General features: G+C 72.2%; 17 protein-coding genes and 2 pseudogenes. 12 read left to right on the top strand and 7 right to left on the bottom strand.

Annotation, left to right across the window (positions count from 1 at the left end):
• Window positions 1-161: 161 nt before the first annotated feature.
• The 5 genes from mtrA (at window position 162) to hpf (ending at window position 6,194) form a co-directional block, all read left to right on the top strand.
• Entirely contained in the window at window positions 162-851 is a 690-nt protein-coding gene (gene mtrA, locus J2S42_RS16920; protein ID WP_306838480.1) for an MtrAB system response regulator MtrA, read from the top strand.
• A 76-nt stretch (window positions 852-927) separates the two neighbouring features.
• Window positions 928-2,628, top strand: a complete 1,701-nt coding sequence (gene mtrB, locus J2S42_RS16915; RefSeq protein ID WP_370879398.1) for an MtrAB system histidine kinase MtrB — start codon at window positions 928-930, stop codon at window positions 2,626-2,628.
• Complete coding sequence (locus J2S42_RS16910) at window positions 2,625-4,460, top strand: LpqB family beta-propeller domain-containing protein (RefSeq protein ID WP_307240284.1); 1,836 nt, start codon at window positions 2,625-2,627, stop codon at window positions 4,458-4,460. Before mtrB ends, J2S42_RS16910 begins: the two co-directional genes overlap by 4 nt.
• 45 nt (window positions 4,461-4,505) lie before the next feature.
• A complete protein-coding gene (locus J2S42_RS16905; RefSeq protein WP_307240282.1) occupies window positions 4,506-5,285 on the top strand; it encodes a ComF family protein in 780 nt (259 codons plus the stop codon).
• A 288-nt stretch (window positions 5,286-5,573) separates the two neighbouring features.
• Window positions 5,574-6,194 (top strand): ribosome hibernation-promoting factor, HPF/YfiA family, encoded by a 621-nt coding sequence (hpf, locus tag J2S42_RS16900; RefSeq protein ID WP_307240280.1) that lies wholly within the window; start codon window positions 5,574-5,576, stop codon window positions 6,192-6,194.
• Between the two features lie 57 nt (window positions 6,195-6,251).
• On the opposite strand, the gene J2S42_RS16895 is transcribed toward hpf, so the two are convergent.
• Window positions 6,252-7,376 carry a GNAT family N-acetyltransferase gene (locus tag J2S42_RS16895; protein ID WP_307240278.1) on the bottom strand — a complete coding sequence of 375 codons (1,125 nt, stop codon included), beginning with the start codon at window positions 7,374-7,376 and terminating at the stop codon, window positions 6,252-6,254.
• A gap of 5 nt (window positions 7,377-7,381) precedes the next feature.
• The gene (locus J2S42_RS16890; RefSeq protein WP_307240276.1) at window positions 7,382-8,548 is read right to left on the bottom strand and encodes a GNAT family N-acetyltransferase; all 1,167 of its coding nucleotides are present in this window, start codon (window positions 8,546-8,548) and stop codon (window positions 7,382-7,384) included.
• A gap of 193 nt (window positions 8,549-8,741) precedes the next feature.
• Here J2S42_RS16890 and secA point away from each other — a divergent pair.
• Window positions 8,742-11,253 (top strand): annotated as a pseudogene (gene secA / locus J2S42_RS16885) (preprotein translocase subunit SecA); the annotation flags it as partial.
• Between the two features lie 95 nt (window positions 11,254-11,348).
• A pseudogene (locus tag J2S42_RS42115) lies at window positions 11,349-11,654 on the top strand (SEC-C metal-binding domain-containing protein); the annotation flags it as partial.
• 614 nt (window positions 11,655-12,268) lie between these two features.
• Here the strand turns inward: J2S42_RS42115 and J2S42_RS16880 are convergent.
• From J2S42_RS16880 to J2S42_RS16870, 3 genes are all read right to left on the bottom strand, one after another.
• Window positions 12,269-13,198, bottom strand: coding sequence for an Rv3235 family protein (locus tag J2S42_RS16880; protein ID WP_307240273.1), 930 nt, complete (start codon window positions 13,196-13,198; stop codon window positions 12,269-12,271).
• A 131-nt stretch (window positions 13,199-13,329) separates the two neighbouring features.
• Window positions 13,330-13,560, bottom strand: coding sequence for a helix-turn-helix transcriptional regulator (locus J2S42_RS16875; protein WP_307240271.1), 231 nt, complete (start codon window positions 13,558-13,560; stop codon window positions 13,330-13,332).
• Between the two features lie 13 nt (window positions 13,561-13,573).
• The gene (locus tag J2S42_RS16870; protein WP_307240269.1) at window positions 13,574-14,041 is read right to left on the bottom strand and encodes an Lrp/AsnC family transcriptional regulator; all 468 of its coding nucleotides are present in this window, start codon (window positions 14,039-14,041) and stop codon (window positions 13,574-13,576) included.
• A gap of 93 nt (window positions 14,042-14,134) precedes the next feature.
• On the opposite strand from J2S42_RS16870, the gene J2S42_RS16865 reads away from it, so the two are divergent.
• Together J2S42_RS16865 and J2S42_RS16860 are read left to right on the top strand one after the other, a co-directional pair.
• Window positions 14,135-14,563, top strand: a complete 429-nt coding sequence (locus J2S42_RS16865; RefSeq protein ID WP_307240267.1) for a rhodanese-like domain-containing protein — start codon at window positions 14,135-14,137, stop codon at window positions 14,561-14,563.
• A 54-nt stretch (window positions 14,564-14,617) separates the two neighbouring features.
• Window positions 14,618-15,124 (top strand): DUF6912 family protein, encoded by a 507-nt coding sequence (locus tag J2S42_RS16860; RefSeq protein WP_307240264.1) that lies wholly within the window; start codon window positions 14,618-14,620, stop codon window positions 15,122-15,124.
• Between the two features lie 15 nt (window positions 15,125-15,139).
• On the opposite strand, the gene J2S42_RS16855 is transcribed toward J2S42_RS16860, so the two are convergent.
• The gene (locus tag J2S42_RS16855) at window positions 15,140-16,159 is read right to left on the bottom strand and encodes a hypothetical protein (protein WP_307240262.1); all 1,020 of its coding nucleotides are present in this window, start codon (window positions 16,157-16,159) and stop codon (window positions 15,140-15,142) included.
• 363 nt (window positions 16,160-16,522) lie between these two features.
• Window positions 16,523-18,955 (bottom strand): helicase-associated domain-containing protein, encoded by a 2,433-nt coding sequence (locus tag J2S42_RS16850; protein WP_307240260.1) that lies wholly within the window; start codon window positions 18,953-18,955, stop codon window positions 16,523-16,525.
• A gap of 200 nt (window positions 18,956-19,155) precedes the next feature.
• On the opposite strand from J2S42_RS16850, the gene J2S42_RS16845 reads away from it, so the two are divergent.
• The 3 genes from J2S42_RS16845 to prfB all read left to right on the top strand — a co-directional run bounded on the left by J2S42_RS16845 (window position 19,156) and on the right by prfB (window position 22,463).
• Window positions 19,156-20,490 (top strand): serine/threonine-protein kinase, encoded by a 1,335-nt coding sequence (locus J2S42_RS16845; RefSeq protein WP_307240257.1) that lies wholly within the window; start codon window positions 19,156-19,158, stop codon window positions 20,488-20,490.
• Window positions 20,491-20,776: 286 nt separating this feature from the next.
• Window positions 20,777-21,292 carry a PadR family transcriptional regulator gene (locus J2S42_RS16840; protein WP_307240255.1) on the top strand — a complete coding sequence of 172 codons (516 nt, stop codon included), beginning with the start codon at window positions 20,777-20,779 and terminating at the stop codon, window positions 21,290-21,292.
• 49 nt (window positions 21,293-21,341) lie between these two features.
• Entirely contained in the window at window positions 21,342-22,463 is a 1,122-nt protein-coding gene (prfB, locus tag J2S42_RS16835; protein ID WP_307240253.1) for a peptide chain release factor 2, read from the top strand.
• Window positions 22,464-22,498: the final 35 nt, after the last annotated feature.

The following is a 22,498-nucleotide window of genomic DNA, read 5'->3' as shown; positions in this document are numbered from 1 at the left end:
GGCAATCCTGGCACGCCCGCACACGCCCGGGCGCCGGGTGCCCATGTCCACGGAAAAAGGCCTGAAAAATCCTTAGATCGCCTGATTCGGTACGCGCGGCCGACAGGAACCGACGGCGGGCGTCACGCGCTTCCTGGAGCGGAAGTGCGATATTGGACGCCATGAGAGCCCGGGTCCTGGTGGTCGACGACGATCCAGCGTTGGCGGAGATGCTCGGCATCGTTCTGCGCAGCGAGGGATTCCTTCCGTCGTTCGTGTCCGACGGTGAGCGTGCGCTCGCCGCGTTCCGCGAGAGCAGGCCGGACATCGTCCTGCTCGACCTGATGCTGCCCGGCATGAGCGGGATCGACGTGTGCCGGTCGATCCGGTCCGAGTCCGGCCTGCCGATCGTGATGCTGACCGCGAAGAGCGACACCGTTGACGTGGTCCTCGGCCTGGAGTCCGGCGCCGACGACTACGTGGTGAAGCCGTTCAAGCCGAAGGAGCTGGTCGCGCGCATGCGGGCGCGGCTGCGCCGGGGCGAGGACGCGGCGCCGGAGCTGCTGACGATCGGCCCGCCGACGAACCAGATCACGATCGACGTGCCCGCGCACACGGTCAGCCGGGACGGCGAGGAGGTCAAGCTCACGCCGCTGGAGTTCGACCTGCTGGTCGCGCTGGCCCGCAAGCCGCGCCAGGTCTTCACCCGCGAGGTGCTGCTGGAGCAGGTCTGGGGTTACCGGCACGCGGCCGATACGCGCCTGGTGAACGTGCACGTCCAGCGGCTGCGCGCCAAGATCGAGCCGGACCCGGAGCGGCCCGAGATCATCTTGACCGTCCGCGGCGTGGGCTACAAGGCGGGGAACGGCTAGCCTGTACGGCGTTGTGACCCGTACCTCTCCGCTGACGCTGATCCGACGGCTCGCCGACTCCCGCGCGGCCGCCGCGCTGCGTGCTGCGCTCGTCCGGCTGCGCGACTCCGGCCCGGGCCGGGTGGTCGGCGGCTGGTGGCGCGCGCTCGCCTGGCGGGCCGGCCGGGTCGCGGCCGTGGTGCGCCAGGCCTGGCGCCGTTCGCTCCAGCTGCGCATGGTCGCCATCACGCTGATCGCGTCCAGCGTGCTGGTCGGCGTGTTCGCGTTCGTGGTGGCGAACCGGGCCAGCACGATCCTGCTCGACCAGGCCACCGCGAACGCGGAGGCGCAGCTCAACGCGGGCGAGATCTGGGCCGACTCGCAGCTCGGCGTGCACAGCCAGGCGTTCGACCCGGAACTGCAGAGCACCATGCTGAGCACGGTCGGCTACCTGGTCGGCGGCGAGGCCAGCCAGGTCAGCGGCCGGATCTGGTCGCTCCGGGCGTACGGCGTGCCCGGTCTGCAGCCGGTCACGGCGCCGCAGGTCGACGACGTCTCCCAGGTGATCACGCGGGAGCTGGAGACCAGCGTCGCCACCGAGGGCCCGTCGTCGCAGATCCGCACCGCGTCGCTGAACGGTGGCGAACCGCAGAAGTACCTGGTCTACGGCACGCCGGTGCTGACCGGCTTCGGCCAGGTCGAGCTGTACTACGTGGTCCCGCTGACCGCGGAGGACCAGGCGGCGAATGAGATCCGGACGACCGTGCTGGTCACCGGCGCCGCGCTGGTGGTGCTGCTGGTCATCCTGACCGCGCTGGTCACCCGCCTGGTGGTGACGCCGGTCCGGGTCGCGGCCCGCACCGCGCAGCGCCTCTCGGCCGGCCTGCTCGACCAGCGGATGGCGGTCAACGGCGAGGACGACCTGGCGCTGCTCGGCGCGTCGTTCAACCAGATGGCGGCGAACCTGCAGCGGCAGATCGTCCGGCTGGAGGAGATGTCCCGGCTGCAGCGCCGCTTCACCTCGGACGTCTCGCACGAACTGCGCACACCCCTGACCACGGTACGGATGGCAGCCGATCTGATCTTCGCGGAGCGCGACGAGTTCGACCCCGCGGTGGCGCGCAGTGCCGAGCTGCTGCAGAACGAGCTGGACCGGTTCGAGAACCTGCTCACCGACCTGCTGGAGATCAGCCGTTTCGACGCCGGGTTCGCGATGCTGGACTCCGAGCCTACCGACCTGGTCCCGATCGTGGAGCGGGTGACCGAGCGGCTGGCCGGGCTGGCCGAGCGCGTCGGCGTACCACTGGATGTGGATCTTCCGGATGCCGCGATGGTGGCCGAGGTGGACCCGCGCCGGGTCGAGCGGATCCTGCGGAACCTGGTCGGCAACGCGATCGAGCACGGCGAGGGCAAACCGGTCCGGGTACGCATGCGCGCGGACGAGTCCGCCGTGTCGATCACGGTCCGCGACCACGGCGTGGGTCTGAAGCCGGGCGAGGAGAAGCTGGTCTTCAACCGGTTCTGGCGGGCCGACCCGTCGCGGGCGCGGCAGACCGGCGGCACCGGCCTCGGCCTGTCGATCAGCCTGGAGGACGCGCGTCTGCACGGCGGCTGGCTGGAGGCGTGGGGCGCGCCCGGCGCCGGTGCCCAGTTCCGCCTGACGCTGCCGTGCCGTGCCGGTGACCGGCTCACCGCGGCGCCGTTGCGGCTGGTCCCGGACGACCTGCCGCCGCGCACGGCCGAGTCGCCGCTGTCCGTGAGCGAGCTGCGCCGGGTCACCGAGGAGGCGCAGTCGTGAGAAGGGTCACAGCCGCGGTCCTGGTGGCGCTGCTGGCGGCGGCCGGGGTGACCGGTTGCGGCATCCCCGGCTCGACCGATGTGCAGGTGCACGGCGAGAAACCGTCGCCGGACGCGCCGGGCGGCGTCGACACGATCACGCCGGTCACCCGGGAGACCGCGCCGACCGGCACGGCCGAGGCGCTGGTCAAGTCCTTCCTGGCGGCCGCGGCCGGCGACCCGGAGCAGGCCGTGCAGCGGGCCCGGTCGTTCATCGCGCCGACCCAGCGCGCGGAGTGGAAGCCGTCCAACGAGATCAACATCGTCCGGCTGCCGAAGGACGCGGTCATCACGGAGGCGGAGCCGTTCTCCACCGCCGAGCTCACCGTGCAGCACCTCGGCGTGCTCAACCCGAACGGCTCGATGGACCCGCCGAACAACGACGAGACGAAGTACACCTTCACGGTCGGCCAGATCGCCGGTCAGACCGGTTGGTGGGTGCTCGAGCCGCCGCCGCTTCTGCTGCTGTCCGCCGCCGAGCTGGAGCTGCGGTACACCAGCACGCCGGTCTACTTCTGGAACAAGGAGCGGACCGCGCTCGTCCCGGACCTGCGCTGGCTGTCGCTGAGCGTGTCCGCCGAGCGCCGCCCGACCGAGCTGCTGGAGTGGCTCGGCGCCGGCCCGTCCGCGCTGCTCGGCGCCGCGACCGACGGCCTGCCGGCGAACGTCAAGCCGAAGGGCAACGTGCCTAAGGTGGTCGGCGACGATCCGCTGGAGGTCAACCTGAGCGCCGAGGCCGGTGCGCTGGACGACGACACGATCTGGCGGCTCGGCGCCCAGCTCTACTGGACGTTGCGCGACTTCGCCGGCGGCGGCGTGCAGGTCAAGGTGGAGGGGCAGGCGCGGGCCGCGTTCGCCGGGGACGCCCGGGTGCTCGCCGCGAACCCGTCGTCCGCGCTGATCGACGACCCGAACCGGTTCGCCGTCTACGACGGGCAGATCGTGCGGATGAGCAGCAGCCAGGCCCCGGGACCGGGCGGTGACGTGCCGCTGGCGACCGTGGATACGAACTCCGGCGTCAGCCTCGCGGCGTACTCCCGGCTCGGCCAGCGCACGGTCGGCGCGTGGGTGCGCGACCGCGGCAACGGCGCGGGCCGCGAGCTGGTGGTGAACGCGGAGGTCCCCGGCCGGGTGCTGCGCATTCCGCTCGGCGACGACCAGGCCGGCCGCCCGGCCTGGCTCTGGGCGCCCGGAACGGTCGCGGACCAGCAGCCGGAGAGCCTGGTCGGGCTGATCCTGGTCAACGGGCGGCTGCAGCAGTTCGGCACGCAGGAACCGGAACTCACGTCGGTGCCGGTGAGCAGCCTGCCCGGTTCCGGGATCACGGCGATGGCGGTGTCCTACGACGGTCAGCGGATCGCGCTGGTCGCCGGCGGCCGGGTGTTCGTCACGACGCTGACCCGCACGGAGACCAGCGTGAAGGCCGGCACCGTGGTCCGCGAGGTGCCGACGTCGCTGACCGGCATCACCGCGGTGGACTTCGCGGCCGAGGACTGGCTGATCGTGGCCGGCCAGAAGTCGGGGCAGAGCGCGATCGCCGAGGTCACGGTGGATGGTGTCGACGAGCGCGACCGGGTGACCGACCTGGGCTCGGCGCAGGTCACCTACCTCGCGGCGTACCCGCTGAACCCGATCCGGCCGAACGGCAGCGGGGGCAGCCAGGCCGCGTACGTCGCGAACAACATCGCGTACAGCCTGCTGTTCAGTTCCAACCGGATCGAGACCACACAGCTGGCGCAGCCGCCGGCGGACGCGGTGTCCAGCCGGATCAGCGCGCCGTTCTTCCTGGAGTGAGACGCGCCCCCTACGTTCAGTGATCAAGCCCTATCCTTGCGGGGCATGCACGCGGGACTCTGGGCGACGCTGACCGATCTCGTGCTGCCGTCCGCCTGCGCGGGCTGCGGTGCCACCGGCCGGGCGCTGCGCCGCGCGGTCTGTGCCGACTGCGCGGCCACGCTGCGGGCGCTCACACCGTTCGCCACCGGGCCGGACCCGGCGCCGCCCGGCTTCCCGCCGTGCGCCGCGCTCGGGCCGTACGCGGGCGTGCTCCGCGCCGCCCTGCTCGACTACAAGGAGCGCGGCCGGCGAGCGCTGGCCCGCCCGCTCGGCCTGCTGCTCGGCGACGTGATCGCCGCGGCCGCACCCGGCCCGGCCGCCGTGCTGGTGCCGGTCCCGTCCACGCCGCGGGCCGTCCGGGAGCGGCAGGGCGACCATCTGGCGGCGCTGACCGGCTGGGCCGCGTCCCGGCTGCGCGCCGCGGGTGTGCGCACCACGCTGGCCCGCCCGCTGACCGCCCGGTCCGCCGCGGACTCGACGCGGCTCTCCGCGGCCGGACGGATGGCCGAGGCCACGGCCAAGTTCCGGGTTCGCGCGCGGGTGGCGGGCCGGCTGCGCGACACGCCCGGGGCGGTGATTCTGGTCGACGACATCGTGACCACCGGGGCGACGCTCGCGGTGATCGCGGCGCGACTACGGGCGTCCGGCGTGCCCGTGACCGGCGCGGCCGTGCTTGCCGCAACGTTGAGACGCACGCCTTTGTCCCCCGAACGTGCCGGATGCGCGAATCTTCTCGACACGGTCTTGGGAACGGAGCGTGACGCCGGGCGGAACACGGGTTAGCGTTTGTATAGCGGAGGTATGACCCAAGATCTACCGCCGCTGGGGCCGCTGCTGCGTGCCCCGCCGGCCACAGCGGCCGGCACCGCGGCTGGCCGCGCAGGCCAGACCGCCGCCGAGAGGAGGCTACGCCGCATTTTCGGAGGTCGGTCGAGAATTTCCCCAGCGCGCCGCCGGCATGCCCGCGATCGCGCCGGAACCGTCCTCCGCCTCGTCAGACCAGTTCAAGCCCAGATCTGTGGCCACCGGAGCCCCGGTGGTCCCGCAGGATCGATCAGGGGGAGGTCACGCGTGGACATTGTCGTCAAGGGTCGCAACGTTGAGGTGCCGGACCACTACCGAGTGCACGTCGCCGAGAAGCTCGAGAAGATCGAGCGTTACGACCAGAAACTCATCCGCGTCGACGTCGAGCTGTTTCACGAGCGCAATCCGCGCCAATCCGATCACTGCCAGCGAGTCGAGATCACCGTCGTTTCCCGCGGCCCGGTGATCCGCGCCGAGGCATGTGCCGCCGACTTCTACAGCGCTCTGGACAGCGCTATCACCAAGCTCGAGACGCGACTCCGCCGGTCCGCCGACCGCCGCCGCGTGCACCGCGGCCGCCGTACCCCGGTCTCGGTCGCCGCCGCGACCGCCGGGCTTCCGGCCGAAGGCTTCGCCCCGCTGGGCGGCGGGTCCACCACTCTGGTCCAGGAGCGCGAGTCCGAGCCCGAGCTCGACGACGATCAGCCCTGGCACATCGTCCGGGAGAAGGAGCACTCCTCGATCCCGATGAGCGTGGACGACGCTCTGTTCCAGATGGAACTGGTCGGGCACGACTTCTATCTCTTCATGGACAAGGAGACCGGCCGTCCGAGCGTCGTCTACCGGCGCCACGGCTACGACTACGGCGTCCTCTCGCTCGAGGCCTGACGTCCCCGCCCGATCCGACCGCCCCGCGCCCCTGGGAGGGCGCGGGGCCTCCACGCGTTACGACGTGGCGCGGCTGAGCAGGTCGGCCGCCACCATGGCGAACGACACGTCGTCGATCCGCCGGCCGTTCGCACCGGGCAGCCGGGAGCGGTGGTAGCCCTCCCGCTGGAAGCCGGCCTTCTCCAGCACACGCTGCGAGCCGGCGTTCTGCGGGTTCGTGCCGGCGGTCAGCCGCGCGATCGACGTCTCGGCGAACGACCAGAGCGCCACCAGCTGCACGGCCCGGGTCGGGAAGCCGCGGCCCCGCCACTCCGGCAGCATCGCGTACCCGATCATCGCCTGTCCGGTGTTGCGCTCCTGGTAGTACAGCCCGATGTCGCCGGTCGGACGGCCGGTCGCGGTGTCCAGGATGACCAGGTCGGCGCGGTCCCCGGCCAGCCAGTGCGCCTGCGACCGGGCGCACCGCAGTGCGATCTCCCGCCGGTCCGGCGCGACCGCCGGCACGCTGGTCGCGACCACGTCCGGCTGGTTGAGCAGCGTGTACAGGAAGTCCTCGTCGCCGGGCAGCAGCGGGCGCAGCGTGACCACGCCGTCGCTCAGCTCACCGCCGGGCAGGTCCGGCAGCCAGCGCACGACCGGGCCGGGCGGGTCACCGGCGAGCCGGGCGAACGCGAGCAGGTCGGTGCGGGCGCCGTCCCGGTCCGGAGCGACGCCGCGGCGTACCGCCTCCCGCTGGAACCCGGCCGCGAGCGCGACCCGCTGGCTGGCCACGTTCTCCAGCTCGGTGAGCAGCTCCAGACGGGCGAAGCCGTGCGCGAACGCGTGCGCGGCGAGCGCCACGGTCGCGGCGGTCGCGACGCCCCGGCCCCGGGCCCACGGGCCGACCCAGTAGCCGACCTCGGCCTGAGCCCGCTCCCGTACCACTCGGTGCAGGCCGACCGTGCCGAGCAGTCGGTCGGTGTCCGGGTCGGCGATCGCCCAGACACCGCCGCCCTGCCGCCACTCCGCCTCCGCGCCCTCCTCGATCCACCACAGCGCGTCCGACTCCGTGTACGGCCGGGGCAGCAGCGGCAGGAAGCGCTGGGTCAGCGGGTCGGAGCAGGCCGCGACCACGTCCGCGGCGTCGGTGCGGCGCAGCGGGCGCAGCCGTACCCCCTGGTCCTCGATCGTCGTCCGGTCCATGGTGCTCACCTCGCCGTCCGTTCGAGATCGGCCGGGACCAGGCCGCCGGCCCACACGTCGCGGCGTTCACCGCGGTGCGCCAGTCCCGAGCGGCGCACGCCCTCGACGGTGAAGCCGGCCTTCTCCGCCACCCGCCGGGACGCGTCGTTGCCGACGTGCGCGAGCCACTCGATGCGCTCCAGTCCCAGCGTCTCGAAACCCCACTCGCAGACGGTACGCAACGCGGTCGTGGTGTACCCCCGGCCCCGGGTGTGCGGCGCGGCGGAGAAGCCGACGTCCGCGAAGAGCGGGTCGCCCGGTTTGGTCAGCCGCAGGTCCATGTTCCCGGCGTACGCGTCGTCCGGGCCGGTGAAGACGAACATCGCGGCGGTGCCGGCCGCCCACTGCGCGGGCTGGTAGCCGAGCGAGTACCCGGCCGCGTCCGCCAGCGTGTAGTCCTCCGGCACCGTGGTCCAGCGCAGCGTCTCCGGGTCGCGGCAGGTCTCCACGATGGCCGGCAGATCCCGCTCCTCGGCCGCCCGCAGCCGCACCCCGCCGGGTCCGGCCAGCACCGGGCGCGGCCCGCCGAAGATCCGGGCGCGGCGTGCCTCGAGCGCGATCGCGGGGGAGTCCGGCCGGCCGGACTCGGTCAGGTCCGCCGGCAGCAACGACGCGGCCCACCGGTCGAAGCGGGTGCCTTCCGGCCCGAGGCGTATCGACCGGGCGGTGCCCTCCATGGTGAAGCCGAGACGCAGCGCGGTGATCCGGGACGCGTGGTTGCCCACTCGGGCACGCCAGCCGACCAGGCCGAGGCCGAGCTCGGTGAACCCCCACTGGAGCAGCGCGCGGGTGGCCCGCTCGGCGATCCGGGCACCGCGCGCGCCGGGCGTCACCCAGTAGCCGACCTCGGCGTACCCCCCTGCTCCGGCGCCTTTATCGATTTTGGTCAGGGTCACCGAGCCGAGCAGGCCGCCGTCCGCGGCGTCGAACACGCCGAGGTGCAGCCCGCTGCCGGCCTCGCGCTGCGCGGGCGCCTGATGCAGCGCGAAGTCCGCGTTCGCGGCCGGATCGGTGGGCAGTGGCAGCCAGCGCTGGACGTCGGGATGGACGACCGCGTGGTGCAGCGCGTCCACGTCGCCCGGTGCCCAGTCGCGCAGCAGCAAGCCGTCAGAAATGATCTCCACGGGCTTCATTCGGTCATCCTCACCCATGGCTCCGAGATCCCCAACCCGCTTTCCCGGGTACGGGATGCGGCAGATAATCTGCCCTCAGCGAACTCACAGGTGTTTTTTGTCCGATTCGAGCGACTATCGGGAGCCGCGGTAGTCGCTTCTGCGCCTCCGCGCCCTACGATGGTTCGGCAGACTGTGTAGGGAGCGTTGACCCGTGTCGATTCTGGAAAGAGTCCTCCGCGCCGGCGAAGGCCGGATGGTGCGGCGGCTCAAGGCCATCGCGGACGCCGTCAATTCGATCGAGGATCAGTACGTTGACCTCACGGATGACGAGCTGCGCGACCTGACCGAGCAATACCGTGAGCGGCTGGCCGAGGGCGAGTCGCTCGACGACCTGCTCCCCGAGGCGTTCGCGACGGTCCGCGAGGCCGCGAAACGCGTGCTCGGCCAGCGGCCTTATGACGTCCAGCTGATGGGCGGCGCCGCGCTGCACTTCGGCAACATCGCCGAGATGCGCACCGGTGAGGGCAAGACCCTGACCTGTGTGATGCCGGCCTACCTCAACGCACTGTCCGGCAAGGGCGTGCACATCATCACCACGAACGACTACCTCGCCCAGCGCGACGCCGAGACCATGGGCCGGATCCACCGGTTCCTCGGCCTCACCGTCGGCGTGGTCCTGCCGAACCGGCCGGCCGCCGAGCACCGCGCGGCGTACGAGTGCGACATCACCTACGGGACGAACAACGAGTTCGGCTTCGACTACCTGCGCGACAACATGGCGTGGTCGGCGGCCGAACTGGTGCAGCGCGGCCACAACTTCGCGATCGTGGACGAGGTCGACTCGATCCTGATCGACGAGGCCCGTACCCCGCTGATCATCTCCGGCCCGGCCGAGCACTCCGCCCGGTGGTACGGCGAGTTCGCCCGCGTCGTCAAGCGCCTCCAGCGCGGCAAGGACGGCGAGGGCGACTACGAGGTCGACGAGGCCAAGCGCACCGTCGCGATCACCGAGCGCGGCGTCGCCCGGGTCGAGGACCAGCTCGGCATCGACAACCTCTACGAGTCGGTGAACACGCCGCTGGTCGGCTACCTGAACAACGCGATCAAGGCCAAGGAGCTCTACAAGAAGGACAAGGACTACATCGTCAACGACGGTGAGGTCCTGATCGTCGACGAGTTCACCGGTCGCGTCCTGCACGGTCGCCGCTACAACGAGGGCATGCACCAGGCGATCGAGGCGAAGGAGGGCGTCGAGATCAAGCAGGAGAACCAGACGCTCGCCACGGTCACCCTGCAGAACTTCTTCCGGCTGTACGACAAGCTCTCCGGCATGACCGGTACCGCGCAGACCGAGGCCGCCGAGTTCAACAAGGTCTACAACGTCGGCGTGGTCACCATCCCGACGAACCGGCCGATGATCCGCGAGGACCACCCGGACGTCATCTACAAGACCGAGAAGGCCAAGTTCCACGCGGTCGTCGAGGACATCGCCGAGCGCCACGCGAACGGGCAGCCGGTTCTGGTCGGCACCGTCTCGGTGGAGAACTCCGAGATCCTCTCCCAGCTGCTGCGCCGCCGCGGCATCCCGCACCACGTGCTGAACGCGAAGTTCCACGCCCAGGAGGCGGAGATCATCGCGCAGGCCGGCCGGCGGGGCGGCGTCACGGTCGCCACCAACATGGCCGGTCGAGGAACCGACATCCTGCTCGGCGGCAACCCCGAGCACCTGGCCACCGGTGAGCTGCGGCAGCGCGGCCTCGACCCGGTCGAGCACGCCGACGAGTACGAGAAGGCGATGGAGGAGATCCTCCCGCGCTGGAAGCAGGAGTGCGACGCCGAGGCCGAGCAGGTCGTCGCGGCCGGCGGCCTCTACGTGCTCGGCACCGAGCGCCACGACTCCCGCCGCATCGACAACCAGCTGCGCGGTCGCGCCGGCCGTCAGGGCGACCCGGGCGAGTCCCGGTTCTACCTGTCCCTGCAGGACGACCTGATGCGGCGCTTCCGGGCCGGCGCGGTCGAGGCGGTCATGGACCGGCTCAACATCCCCGAGGACGTGCCGATCGAGTCGAAGATGGTCAGCCGCCAGATCAAGAGCGCGCAGACCCAGATCGAGGGCCAGAACGCGGAGATCCGCAAGAACGTCCTCAAGTACGACGAGGTCATGAACAAGCAGCGCCAGGTGATCTACGCCGAGCGCAAGCGCGTGCTGAACGGCGAGGACCTGCACGACCAGGTCCGCCACATGCTCGACGACACCATCACGGCGTACGTGCAGGGCGCCACCAGCGACGGCTACGCCGAGGACTGGGACCTCGAGCAGCTGTGGACCAGCCTCAAGCAGCTCTACCCGGTCGGCCGCACCATCGAGGACCTGGCCGAGGAAGCCGGCGGCGAGGTCAACCACATCGACCCCGACTTCCTTCTGCAGCAGCTGAAGGAGGACGTGCACGACGCCTACGACCGCCGCGAGCAGGAACTCGGCCCGGAGGCGCTGCGCGAGCTGGAACGCCAGGTGCTGCTCGCGGTCATCGACCGCAAGTGGCGCGAGCACCTCTACGAGATGGACTACCTGCAGGAGGGCGTCGGCCTCCGCGCGTACGCACAGCGCGACCCGCTGGTCGAGTACCAGCGCGAGGGCTTCGACATGTTCCAGCAGATGATGGAGGGCATCAAGGAGGAGGCGGTCGGCTTCCTCTTCAACCTGGAGGTTCAGGTCGAGGAGACCCCGACGGTCGACCCGGCCCAGGCCCAGGCCCTGCCCCGCGTCGGCGGCGCCACCTCCGACGCCCCGGCCGCCGAGGCCGAGCCGGAGACGCAGGTCGAGGTCCGCGCCAAGGGCCTCGGTGGCGGCCGCGCCCAGCGCCAGCCCCTCCAGTACACCGCCCCCACCATCGACGGCGCGGCCGGCTCCGGCGCAGTCGAGATGCAGCGCCAGGCCCCCGCCCTCGGCGGCGACACCCCGTCCGGCGCCGGCACCCCGTCCCCGCGCGAGGCCGCCCGCCGCGCCCCGGTCACCGGCTCCGCCCAGGCCGCCGCCTCCAACGGCCCGTCGCGCAACGCCCCGTGCCCCTGCGGCTCGGGCAAGAAGTACAAGCGCTGCCACGGCGCCCCGGGCAACGACTGATCCACCTTGCTCCACCAGCCGGCTCGGCCCCACGGCCGAGCCGGCTTTCTTATCCGCTTCCAGCGCCGCCGATGATGCGGCTCCACCCTGCTGCCGCTTCGCCGACTCCACTTCGCCAGCGCTACCGCTTCGGCGCTGGTCGGCGCCGCTGTGCTGTTCGGTGCGGCTGTGCCGGTCGGCGCCGCTATGCCCTTCGGTGCCGATTCGCTGGTTGGCGCCGCTGTGCCGTTTGGTGCGGCTTCGATGGCTGCTGCCGCTTCGCCGGTTGGTGCCGGTTCGCTGGTGACGCGCTCACCAGTAGTGCGGTTTGTGCGCTAGTGCCGGTTCGGCTGTGGTGCCGGTTGCCCAGTGCCGCCGGCTCGCCACGAGGTGACGCAGCTGCGCTGGCCGCGCTTCTTTCCCTGGGGATCCGGTTGCGTCGGTTGCGCCGGTTGCGCCGATCGTGTCGGTTGTGCTGGTGGCGCCGCCGGTTGGCCTACTGCGCCCCGGCACCGGCTGCGCCCCGGCACCGGCTGCGCCCCGGCGCCTGCTGCGCCCCGGCACCGGCTGCGCCCCGGCGCCTCCCAAGTGGTTCGGCACGGTGGCGCCTCCGATCGAGGTGGTGAGGGTGCGGACTAGACGACGGTGAAGGCGGTGGCCAGCCAGCGGCCGTGCAGCAGTTCGAGGCGGTAGGCCAGGGCCCAGGTGCGGCCGGCCGTGGTGAGGACGGCGGAGGCTTCCGCCACGCCGGGGCGGGGCTCGCAGACACGGAGGCGGCGTGGTTGGACCCGCCCCTCTGGCACGAGAGGACGACGGCCGGCGACCGGTGGCAGTCCGGCGGCGCGGCGCATGCGGGCAATGGCGCGTAGCGCGGTGTCGGCACTGGTCAGGATCGTCGGGGCGGCCATGAGCGCGGAAACGGCGCGCAGGTGCCCGATCGGCCGGTAGCCGTTGAGGATCTCCAGTGAGCGGATCAGGAATCGGTGCGCTGCGCCGCGTGCCTCGCTGGACGCGCCGGCCAACGCCTCGGCCGCGATCGGCGGTGGAACGCGCACCCCGGCCAGCGCTGCCAATTCGGACAGCGACATGTTGCCGGCCGGCAACACGCTGCCGGGCGCCGGCACGCCGCTGCCGGGCGCCGCGCCGCCGTCTGGCGGGATGCCGCCGCCAGACGAGACGCCGCCGATGGGCGACGGCTTGCCGACTGGTGAGGCATCGCTACTCGGTGAGTCTCCACCGACGGCTGACACGTCGGCGGCTGGCGAGGCGCCGCCAGTGCGCGGCAGGGCGCCATCTGGCCAGGTATCGCCGCCCGGCGTGATGCCGCCGCCCGGCGTGATGCCGCCGCCCGCCGGGCTGCCGCCGCCCGGCGGCACAGGGCCGTCCGGCGAGGCGACGTCAGCTCGCCCGTCGACGGCGCTCTCTCGTGGACGCCACGGAAGCGTGAGCTGGTCGGCGTCGGACCAGGCGAACGGCTCGTCCTCGAAGGGTGGGTCGAGCGCGGGAACGCGGGTGACCCGGATGGCGGGCCGGATGCCGCGGGGATCAGCAAGTCGCATGGCCATCAGAACGCTCCGGATGCTTTCGTTTGCCTTCGTTTGCCTCCGACAAACCTCATTCAACGACACACCGATTCGACCTGTCAACGATCGACATCGATTGAAGATCGCACGGCGTGACCGCACGTACCCGCTGGTCAGGCCTCTTCGTCGCGTTCGGTCAGGGGGTTCTGGGCCACCCACTCCGCGGTTTCCGCGTACTTCGCGGCGATGTACTCCTCGAGCCGGGCGCGTTCCACGCGCCACTGTCCCCGGCCGCCGATCTTGATCGCGGGCAGCTCGCCGCGGCGGACCATGTGGTAGACCTGCGAGTCGGAGACGTTCAGCTCGGCGGCGACGTCGGACAGCAGCAGGAACCTCGGCTCCACCGGCGTCACCTCCTCAGTCTGTCATCGACGGTGCGGTCACTGCGCGGGACGGCAGGTGGCTGGAGTAGACCACGCTGGTGGTGACGCCGCCCAGCGCGCTGATCCGGCCGGTGATCTCCTCCAGGTGCCGCATCGACGCGGCCAGCACCTTCAGGACGAAGCAGTCCTCGCCGGTGACGTGATGAGCTTCCATGATCTCGGGGGTACGCGCCACCATCTCGTGGAACGGGCGGTAGTTGCCGGTCGGGTAGCGCAGCCGGACGAACGCCATGATGTGCAGGCCGACCCGCTCCGGTGTCACCACGGCGCGGTAACCGGAGATGACGCCGAGTTCCTCCAGCCGGCGGACCCGTTCGGTGACCGCGCTGGCCGACATCGCGACCGTGCGGGCGAGTTCCGCGAAGCTGATCCGGCCGTCGCGCTGGAGTTCGGCGAGGATTCGCCAGTCGGTCTGATCGAGTTCCGGTGAAACGGCGGCCATGGCGGAACTATAGCGGGGAATTCACGGCCGATAAAGACATGCGCCGTGCGATGCCCATCCAGAAGAAGGACTGATCACCGTACCGTCGAAGGCATGTGGAACGAAGGTGTTGCCTTTTTCGCCGCGCGGCTCGAGATGCAGATCGACGTCTCCGACACGCATGCGGCACTGGAGTCCGGCACGCCCGGCTTCGTCCTGGTCGACTCCAGGTCCGCCGAGGCGTGGACGCAGGCGCACGTCCCCGGCGCGCTGCACCTGCCGCGGCGGGAGATCGCGGAGCGCGGCCCCGCGCTGATCGACCCGGCGACCCCGGTCGTCGTCTACTGCTGGGGGCCCGGCTGTGACGGCGCCACCCGGGCCGCGCTCGCGTTCGCGCAGCTCGGATACCGGGTACGGGAGATGATCGGCGGCATCGAGTACTGGATCCGGGAGGGGTTCACGGTGCGCACGCCGGGTGGGCCGACGACGCGCGAGCCGGATCCGCTGACCGCGCCGTTGAAGGGTGCGACCTGCGCCTGCTGACCGATACGGTCTAATTGAGGGCGCCACAGGGACGGATGCGGGGAGACCACGGCGGTGCCAGATCAGAATGTCCGGGTGTACGTCCCGGCCACGCTTCCGCTGCTCGCCACGCTGCGCGAGAAGGGTGAGCTGGGTGCGCCCGGCGATCCGGTGCACGCGGTCACGCCGCACCTGCGCGAGTGGTACGCGGAGGGCGACGAGGAAGAGCTGGAGTACGTGGCGTTCACCCGCGCAGCCCAGTCCGCGCTCGTGCTCCTGCACCGCGACCCGCAGGCGCCGCGCCGTCGCGTGGTGATCTCCGCAGACCTGCCCGGCGGCACGCTGACCCGCGGCGACGACCAGCTCGGCTCGTCGATCATGACGCTCGGCGGTCCGCTGCCGCTCCGCGCGGTCGCCGCGATCCACGTCGACTCCACGGACGCGGTGGCGGACGTGACGGCCGCGGTGGAGGCAGTGCCGGGCGCGCTCGACGGTGACGAGGACGCCCAGTTCACCGTGGACGGGGCCGAGGATCACGAGCTGGAGTGGTACGACGCGACCGAGGTCGACCGGATCAGCTGAGCGCCCGGCCAGTGTCTAGTCGTCCTCGATCGGTTTCAGCGTGCGGCCGAGCAGGATCATCGCGGTGATCGCGCCGATGAACAGCACGATCAGGCCGTTGTTGAAGCGGGAGTTGGCCAGGATCTCCTGCGCGGCCTGGTCGGCTTCGCTGAGCCGGCCGGCCAGGTCGAGCAGGCGCCCGCCGCCGGTCCGGGCGATCGCCTCGGACACGAGCAGCACCATGCCCGCGCCCGCGCCGCCGGCCAGGTAGACCACCCACTTCGGCCGTTCGTCGCCCTGCCGGCTGGTCAGCGTCAGGTACGCCACCAGGCCCGCGATCAACGCACTGAGCAGCGAGGACGTCAGTGAGAACCAGCTCAGCGCGGTGGCCTGGGAGGACTGCGTGTCGCCGGCGCCGAACAGGTTGAGCAGCGGGTCCTGGAACAGGTTGAGCACGAAGCCGATCAGGAACACGCCGAGCGACGCGTTGACCACCGCACCGGCCAGCGCGGCGTGCCGGATGCCCGCGAACGCGCCACCGGCCGTCGCCGAGGCCGCGAACGTCGCCGCCAGGATCGTGATCGCGCCACCCTGCCCGTAGCTGTTCAGCACGATCAGCGCCGCGACCGCGCCGACCAGCAGCCCGCCCACGGCCGCCACGGCGAACCGCACGGTCGCGCCCGCGCGCCGGACCGGCCCGATCATCGTGACGGCGGTGAGCCCGGTCGCGGCACCGGCCACCAGGCTCGCGGAGATCAGCCCGGGCAGCGAGTAGGCCGCCAGATAGACCGCCACCGTCCCCTCGGCCGCGGTCGTCACGGAGACCTGCGCCGACCGCAGCATCACGCCGAGCCAGCCGAGGGCGACCACAGCAAAGATCAATTCCAACGGTACGGCGAACCGTGCCCGCTTCGGCGGAGTGGTGCCCGCGCCCGCCCGCTCCGCGTCCGGCGCACCCGCGGCCGCGCCGGCCGTCTTCCCGGCGGAGCTCTTGCCGGACCTCGCCGGCTTCGTGGACGCGTCGGCGGTCGTGGGGGTGCGTGGCTGCTCGGTCATCCTCTGTCTTCCTCGCCCGGCCCGCGGGCCGCAAACTGCCTACCGGCGGCCTCAGGGTACGCGTCCCACCTGACACTCCTCGGCACCCCGACCTCACTCGCCGCCTTTCGCCCCGGTCTGTCCGTTGTCGCACGCGCGGACCGGGCCGGCACGATGCATCCGACGCATTCACGCCCGCCACCGTCGGTGCCGGCCGAGCCGGGACCCGGGACGGCTCTGCCGTTCACCCGGGCGGATCGCCCGTTGTCCGCCTTTCGTCCGTGCGGCCACGGATCGTGCAGGGAGGCCGGCCGCGGCCGACCGGTGCCCGCGGGAGCATGCGGAAGCCGGCCCGCCGGAAGCGGGTATATCCGCATGGGGTCCTTACTCCGGTGCCACCGAGACGATCCGGCCGAGCGCGAACGACACCTCTTCCGACAGCGGCGGCACCCAGCCCACCAGGAACTCGCCGTCCACCGCGACCGGCTCGACCAGCCTGGTGTAGCGGCGGCCGCCCGCGTTGACGTACTCGATGTACACCGAGCGGCGCTCCCGGACGCAGGCCGCGAGCGTGGCCCGGGCCGCCCCGTCGAGTCGCTCCGCGTGCAGCGCGATCTCCTCGTCCGCCGGGCGGCTCCGCGGGCGCAGCGCCGCGATCTTCCGCCGGGCCTCCTCGACCGGGTCGGCCGGTGTCGCCGCGCCGAGCAGCAGCGTCGCGAGATGCAGCGCGTCGTCCGCGCCGAGGCCGTGATCCCGAATCGGCGCGACGACCCGCGGTGCGGGCCCGGCTTCCGCGGCGGCCGCCGGTGCGGGACGGCGGATCAGCGGCCCACCGGTGGCGTCCTCACCGGCTGGTGCGAATCCCGCCGCGCGCAGAACGGCCAGCGTCTCCCCGACCCCGGCCGGGCTGACCAGGACGGTCGGCGCGACCGAGGTGAGACCGAGCGCGGCCGGCCCGCGGGTGGAGAGGATCTCCGTGACCAGCGCCGGATCGTCGGTGTGCAGCACGCACCCGGCCGGCCGCACCCGCACGTGACCGTGCCGCCGCGCCACGTCGGTGATCAGGTAGTCGAGCGCCTGCGGCAGCCTGCCCACCGCGCTGAGCGCGGCGCGCAGGTCCTCGGCGCGGTGCCCGTCGTCGAGCGCGCGGCGGACCGACGCGGCGGTGAACCGCCACGTTCCGGCGCTGCCGCGGGATTCCCGGTCGGCACACGAGTCGAGCAGCGCGGCGAGGTCGGCGTCCGGGATGCCGGGCACGACAACGGTCAGATCGTTCTGGAACAACGCGGTGGTGACCGCGTCCGGCAGCAGCTCACCCGCGATCCGGTCGAGGTCGTCTCCGGTGCCGCTGCGCAGCGCCCGGCCCAGCGGCGTGAGCGCGCCGTGCGCGATGACGCCGCACAGCCGGCCCTCCTCCCACAGCTGCACCACCAGCTCGTCCCGATCGCCGGTGACCGGGCGGTCGAGCGGGCGGTGCCAGCCGACCGCGGGCCCGGCCGCGAACGGCGCCGGCAGCCCGACGCCCTCGGGCAGCGCGGCCAGCAGGTCCAGCAGTCCGGCCTTCAGCCGCGGCGCGACCGCGTCGACCGGGTGCGGCACCAGCGCGGCGCCGGCCGGCCCGAAGCCGCCGCGGTGCGCGGCCAGCGCGGCCGGGGCGAGCGCGGGCCAGTGGCGCAGCAGCGCGGTGAGCCGGCCGGCCGGGCTGAGCCGCTGCCAGCGGGCGTGCGCGCCGGTGACCGCGTAGTGCACCGGGTCCATGCCGTGGCCGACGGAGCGGTCGTGGACGGCCGCGACCAACCCGGCCGCGTGCGCGAGCACGAGCCAGAACCGGGCCTCGGCCGGCGGCAGGCCGGCGGCCTTGCCGAGCCGGGTGAGCTCGCGGGTGCCGACGCCGCCGGTCTTGAGCGTGGCCGCGGGCGTGGCCGCGACCGCGTCCAGCAGCGCGTTCGCGGACTGGACCGCGGTGTGCGCGGCCGCGGCGGACTCGCTGGCCAGCGCGCCGGCCGGGACCGGCACCGGCGCGGGCAGCGGCGGCTCCGGTGTGAACGGCGGCGCCCAGTCCGGCCCGCGCAGCGCGGTCGCGACCTCGGCGGGCATCTCCAGCCGCCAGCCGCTGAACGCGAGCAGACCCCGGCTGACCGCCCAGTCCTGCGCGGCGGACCGGGCCGGGTCCGGCGTGGCGACCGGCGATCCGGCGGCCATCGCATGCAGCAGGTCGCGGGTGTCCGGCGGCGCGGTGTCGGCGAGGTCGCGGACCGCGGCCGCGTCGCCGAGCGCGGCGCACACCGCGGCGTGTGCGTCGTCCCGGCGCGGGCCGGGGTCGGGCCGGCCGAGCGCGACCACGATCTGCCGCAGCCGTTCGGCCGGTGTCTCGCGGTACAGGCGGGCCGCGTCCGCGCCGAGGCCGAGCGGGTGCGGGAACCACCGGATCAGCTCACCCGGTACGTGCAGCGCGCCGTCGTGGTCCGGCCAGGCCAGCGCGAACGCGGCGAGCCGGTCGAGCGCGCCGGTGAGCCCGGGGTCGGCGGCGGGCAGCCCGAGGTGGTGGGCGAGCGTGGCGCGCGGGACCGGGCGGCGCCGGCGGCCCAGGTGGATCAGCAGGCCGAGCAACTCGTGACTGGGCTGCGGCTGGGTGTGCAGCGCGGCCTCCAGACCGGCCGGGCGCTGGAGACGCTCGGCGAGCGCGGGCAGGTCGGCCGGGGGCGCGGCGGGCCGGGAGCCGGTGGTCGCGTGGACGCTGTCCGGCCGCCGGAGCAGGATCCCGGCGAGCTGTTCGGGGCTGCGACCTGCGAGCCATCGTACGAGTGGAGACGCCACGGCAGCCAAATGTTCCCTATCGCCTCCGGCCGGTCAATCCGGTGTCCCCCGACATGGCTGTTTATCGATGATCGGTCGGTGTTCCCGCTGGTGGACCGTGTTCGTTTGGTGTCGGTTGGTAGCCGGAGGGGTCCGGAATCCGGTTCTGCCGCCGTAGCATCGAAGCGCAGCCGGGCGGGGGGCCCGGGAGGAGGACCACGATGACGGGTCTGCTGAACGGCCGCTACCGGCTCGATGCCGAGATCGCCAGGGGGGCGATCGGCACGGTCTGGTCCGGCCTGGACACGGGCACCGGGCGCGCGGTGGCGGTCAAGCTGCTGCGCCCGGAGGCGCTGTCCCAGCCCGACCTGGTGCGCAACTTCGTGGACGAGGCGGAGATCCTCACCGGGCTGTCGCACCCGTGCATCGTGCGGCCGATCGAGTTCGGCCGGGAGGCGGACCAGCACGTCTTCGTGATGGAGCTGATCGACGGCGAGGACCTGCGCAAGCGCCTGCGACGGGACGGCCCGGTGCCGCCGGCGGTCGCGGCGAACCTGGTGGCCCAGCTGGCGAACTCGCTGGCGTACCTGCACGAGCGCGGCATCGTGCACGGCGACGTGAAGCCGGGCAACCTGGTCGTCCCGGCGGACGGCGGCCCGGTCCGGCTGGTCGACTTCGGCGTGGCGCGGCGGCTGCGCCGGGTGGACGCGGCCCGGGCCACGCACGCCACCCCGGAATACGTCTCGCCCGAGGTGGTGGAGGGCGCTTCACCGAGCCCGGCCTCGGACGTGTACGCGATGGGCATGGTGCTGTTCGAACTGCTCTGCGGCCGCAGCGCGTTCAAGGGCGGCTCGCCGCTGGACGTGCTGGCCCGGCACCGGCAGTGCGCGGTGGTGCCGCCGGCCGGTCTGCCCGCGCAGGTGTGGCCGGTGATCGAGCACTGTCTGGAGCCGGACCCGGCACGCCGGCCGGCCGCGCGCGCGATCGGTGTGCGGCTGCGCCGGGTGGAGTCCGCGCTGGCCGGCATGCCGCCGCTGCCCGCACTGTCCGACCGCGACGTGACCTGGTGGCCCCGGCCGGACGGGCGCAGCCGCGGTCAGGCCAGCGTGCGCTGGGTGCCGCTGGCGGTGGCGCCGGTGTCGCCCGCGTCCGGCGGGCGGATGGTGGCGCTGCCGGTGATGGAGTTCCAGGGCCCGGTCTCCGCGCCGCCGGTCTCGGCCGTGCCCACGTCCGTGCCGCCGGTCTCCGCAGCCCCGGTCTCGGTGCCGCCGAACCATCCGGCCGCGGCCGCGCTGGGCGCGGCGTACAGCGCGGGTGGCCCGTGGCCGAGGGCGGCGGCGGGCCGGCTCCACATGCCGGAGATCGGCGTGCTGGCGGGTGCCGAGATCGGTTCGGCCGGGCGGTCACGGCGCCGGCGTCTGATCGCGGTTTGTGTGGTGGCCGCGTTCCTTATGTTGATCACGGTGTTGAGTGGGGTACTTCTCTCCGGAGGGGACTCCAGCGGTATGCCACTGCCCCGGGTACCGTCCGGGACCTCCACCGTGGCCGGCCGCTGACCCCCGTTTTGCTTTGGGTGTTGACCCCCGTTTCCCGGCATTCGGGCCGCCGAGTCTGCAAAGCTGAGTCGGGAGTGGTGCATTGCACCCCCGGGGTTTGTGAGAGCCTTTGCCTTCGCCGAACCGGACAAAGGGCATTCCCGGTCGAATAGTTCCCGGAGTTGATCACTATTTGTGGCCGGTCCGCACCAGACAGTCCGCGCAAGACAGTGCACTGTGGAGACGCGCGCGTGCGGATAAGTCGAAATCCTGGACGCGGAGGCTACAAAGTGGCAGCGTAATGGGCATGGCCGAGACAGGAATCAACCCAACCGCGGCTGCCCTCCTCGGGCTGCTCCACGAGGGGCCGATGACGGGTGGGCAACTCATGGGTCAGGCGGAGCGCCGCCTTGGCCCCTTCTGGTCGATGACCCGAAGCCAGGTTTACCGGGAATTGCCGGCGCTCGCCGAGATGGGTTATGTCCGGCTGGGTAAGCCGGGCCCCCGCTCGAGCCAGCCCTACGCGATCACGGCGTCCGGAAAGCGCGCGTTCAGCCGTTGGCTGACCGACACCCCGGGGCGCGATGCCATTCGCAACCCGATCGCGCTCCGCGTCGCGTTTGGTGAGCAGCACAGTGAGGGTCAGATGAGTGCGTTGGTCGCCGGTGCCAACGAGTACCACACGGCCGCACTGGCATCCGCGCGTGAGCAGGCCAAGGAGGCGAAGAAGGCGGGAGACAACTTCGGGGCGTCCGCGCTGGAGTTCGCGGTGGCCTATCACAAGGCGGCGCTGAGCTGGCTGAAGACGGCACCGGGCGCCTGATCCGCCCGCTTGGCGCGGACCGGCCGGGGGCGCCGTATTCTTGACTGTTGTGACTGCAGCCGACTTTTCCGACCAGCTCAAGCACCTCGACGCCACCCTGCGGAACATCGAGGGCGTCCTCGACGTCGACAAGCTCCGCCGGGAGAAGGCGGAGCTGGAGGAGCAGGCCGCCGAGCCGAACCTGTGGGACGACCAGGCGCGTGCGCAGGTCGTGACCTCGAAGCTCTCGTACATCAACGGCGAGATCTCCAAGCTGGAGAACCTGCGCTCCCGGCTCGACGACGCGTTCGTCCTGCTCGAGCTCTCCGAGGGGGAGGACGACGCCTCCGCGCTCGGTGACGTGGGCAGTGAGATCGAGGGCCTGACCAAGGCCGTCGACGAGCTCGAGGTCCGCACGCTGCTGTCCGGGGAGTACGACGCGCGCGAGGCGCTGGTCGCGGTGCGTGCCGGCGCCGGTGGCGTGGACGCGGCCGACTTCGCGGAGATGCTGCTGCGGATGTACCTGCGGTGGGCGGAGCGGCACGGCTACCCGACGGAGGTCTACGAGACGTCGTACGCGGAGGAGGCGGGCCTCAAGTCCGCCACCTTCACGGTCAAGGCGCCGTACGCGTACGGCACGTTGAGTGTCGAGTCGGGTACGCACCGTCTGGTGCGGATCAGCCCGTTCGACAATCAGGGCCGCCGGCAGACGAGCTTCGCCGGTGTCGAGGTGATGCCGGTCGTCGAGCAGACCGACCACATCGACATCCCGGAGAACGAGATGCGGGTCGACGTCTACCGGTCGTCCGGCCCCGGTGGACAGAGCGTCAACACGACGGACTCTGCGGTGCGGATCACACACATTCCCACCGGCATCGTGGTGACCTGCCAGAACGAGAAGTCGCAGCTGCAGAACAAGGCGTCCGCGCTGCGCGTACTGCAGGCCCGCCTGCTGGAGCGCAAGCGCCAGGAGGAGCAGGCCAAGATGCAGGGCCTGAAGACCGACGCGGCCGGCTCGTGGGGCGATCAGATGCGGTCGTACGTGCTGCACCCATATCAGATGGTGAAGGATCTGCGAACCGAGCACGAGACGGGCAATCCGACCTCGGTCTTCGACGGTGAGCTGGACGCGTTCATCGAGGCCGGCATCAAGTGGCGTAAGCAGCAGCAGTTGAGTGGCGACGCCGCGTAACCATCCCGGCGTGTCGCGGATCGACCCGGGAAAGT

The organism is Catenuloplanes indicus, from assembly GCF_030813715.1.
In the GTDB taxonomy this organism is placed as follows: Bacteria; Actinomycetota; Actinomycetes; order Mycobacteriales; family Micromonosporaceae; genus Catenuloplanes; species Catenuloplanes indicus.
Note: the sequence above shows the minus strand (reverse complement) of the source record. Positions and strands in the feature narration are given on the sequence as shown.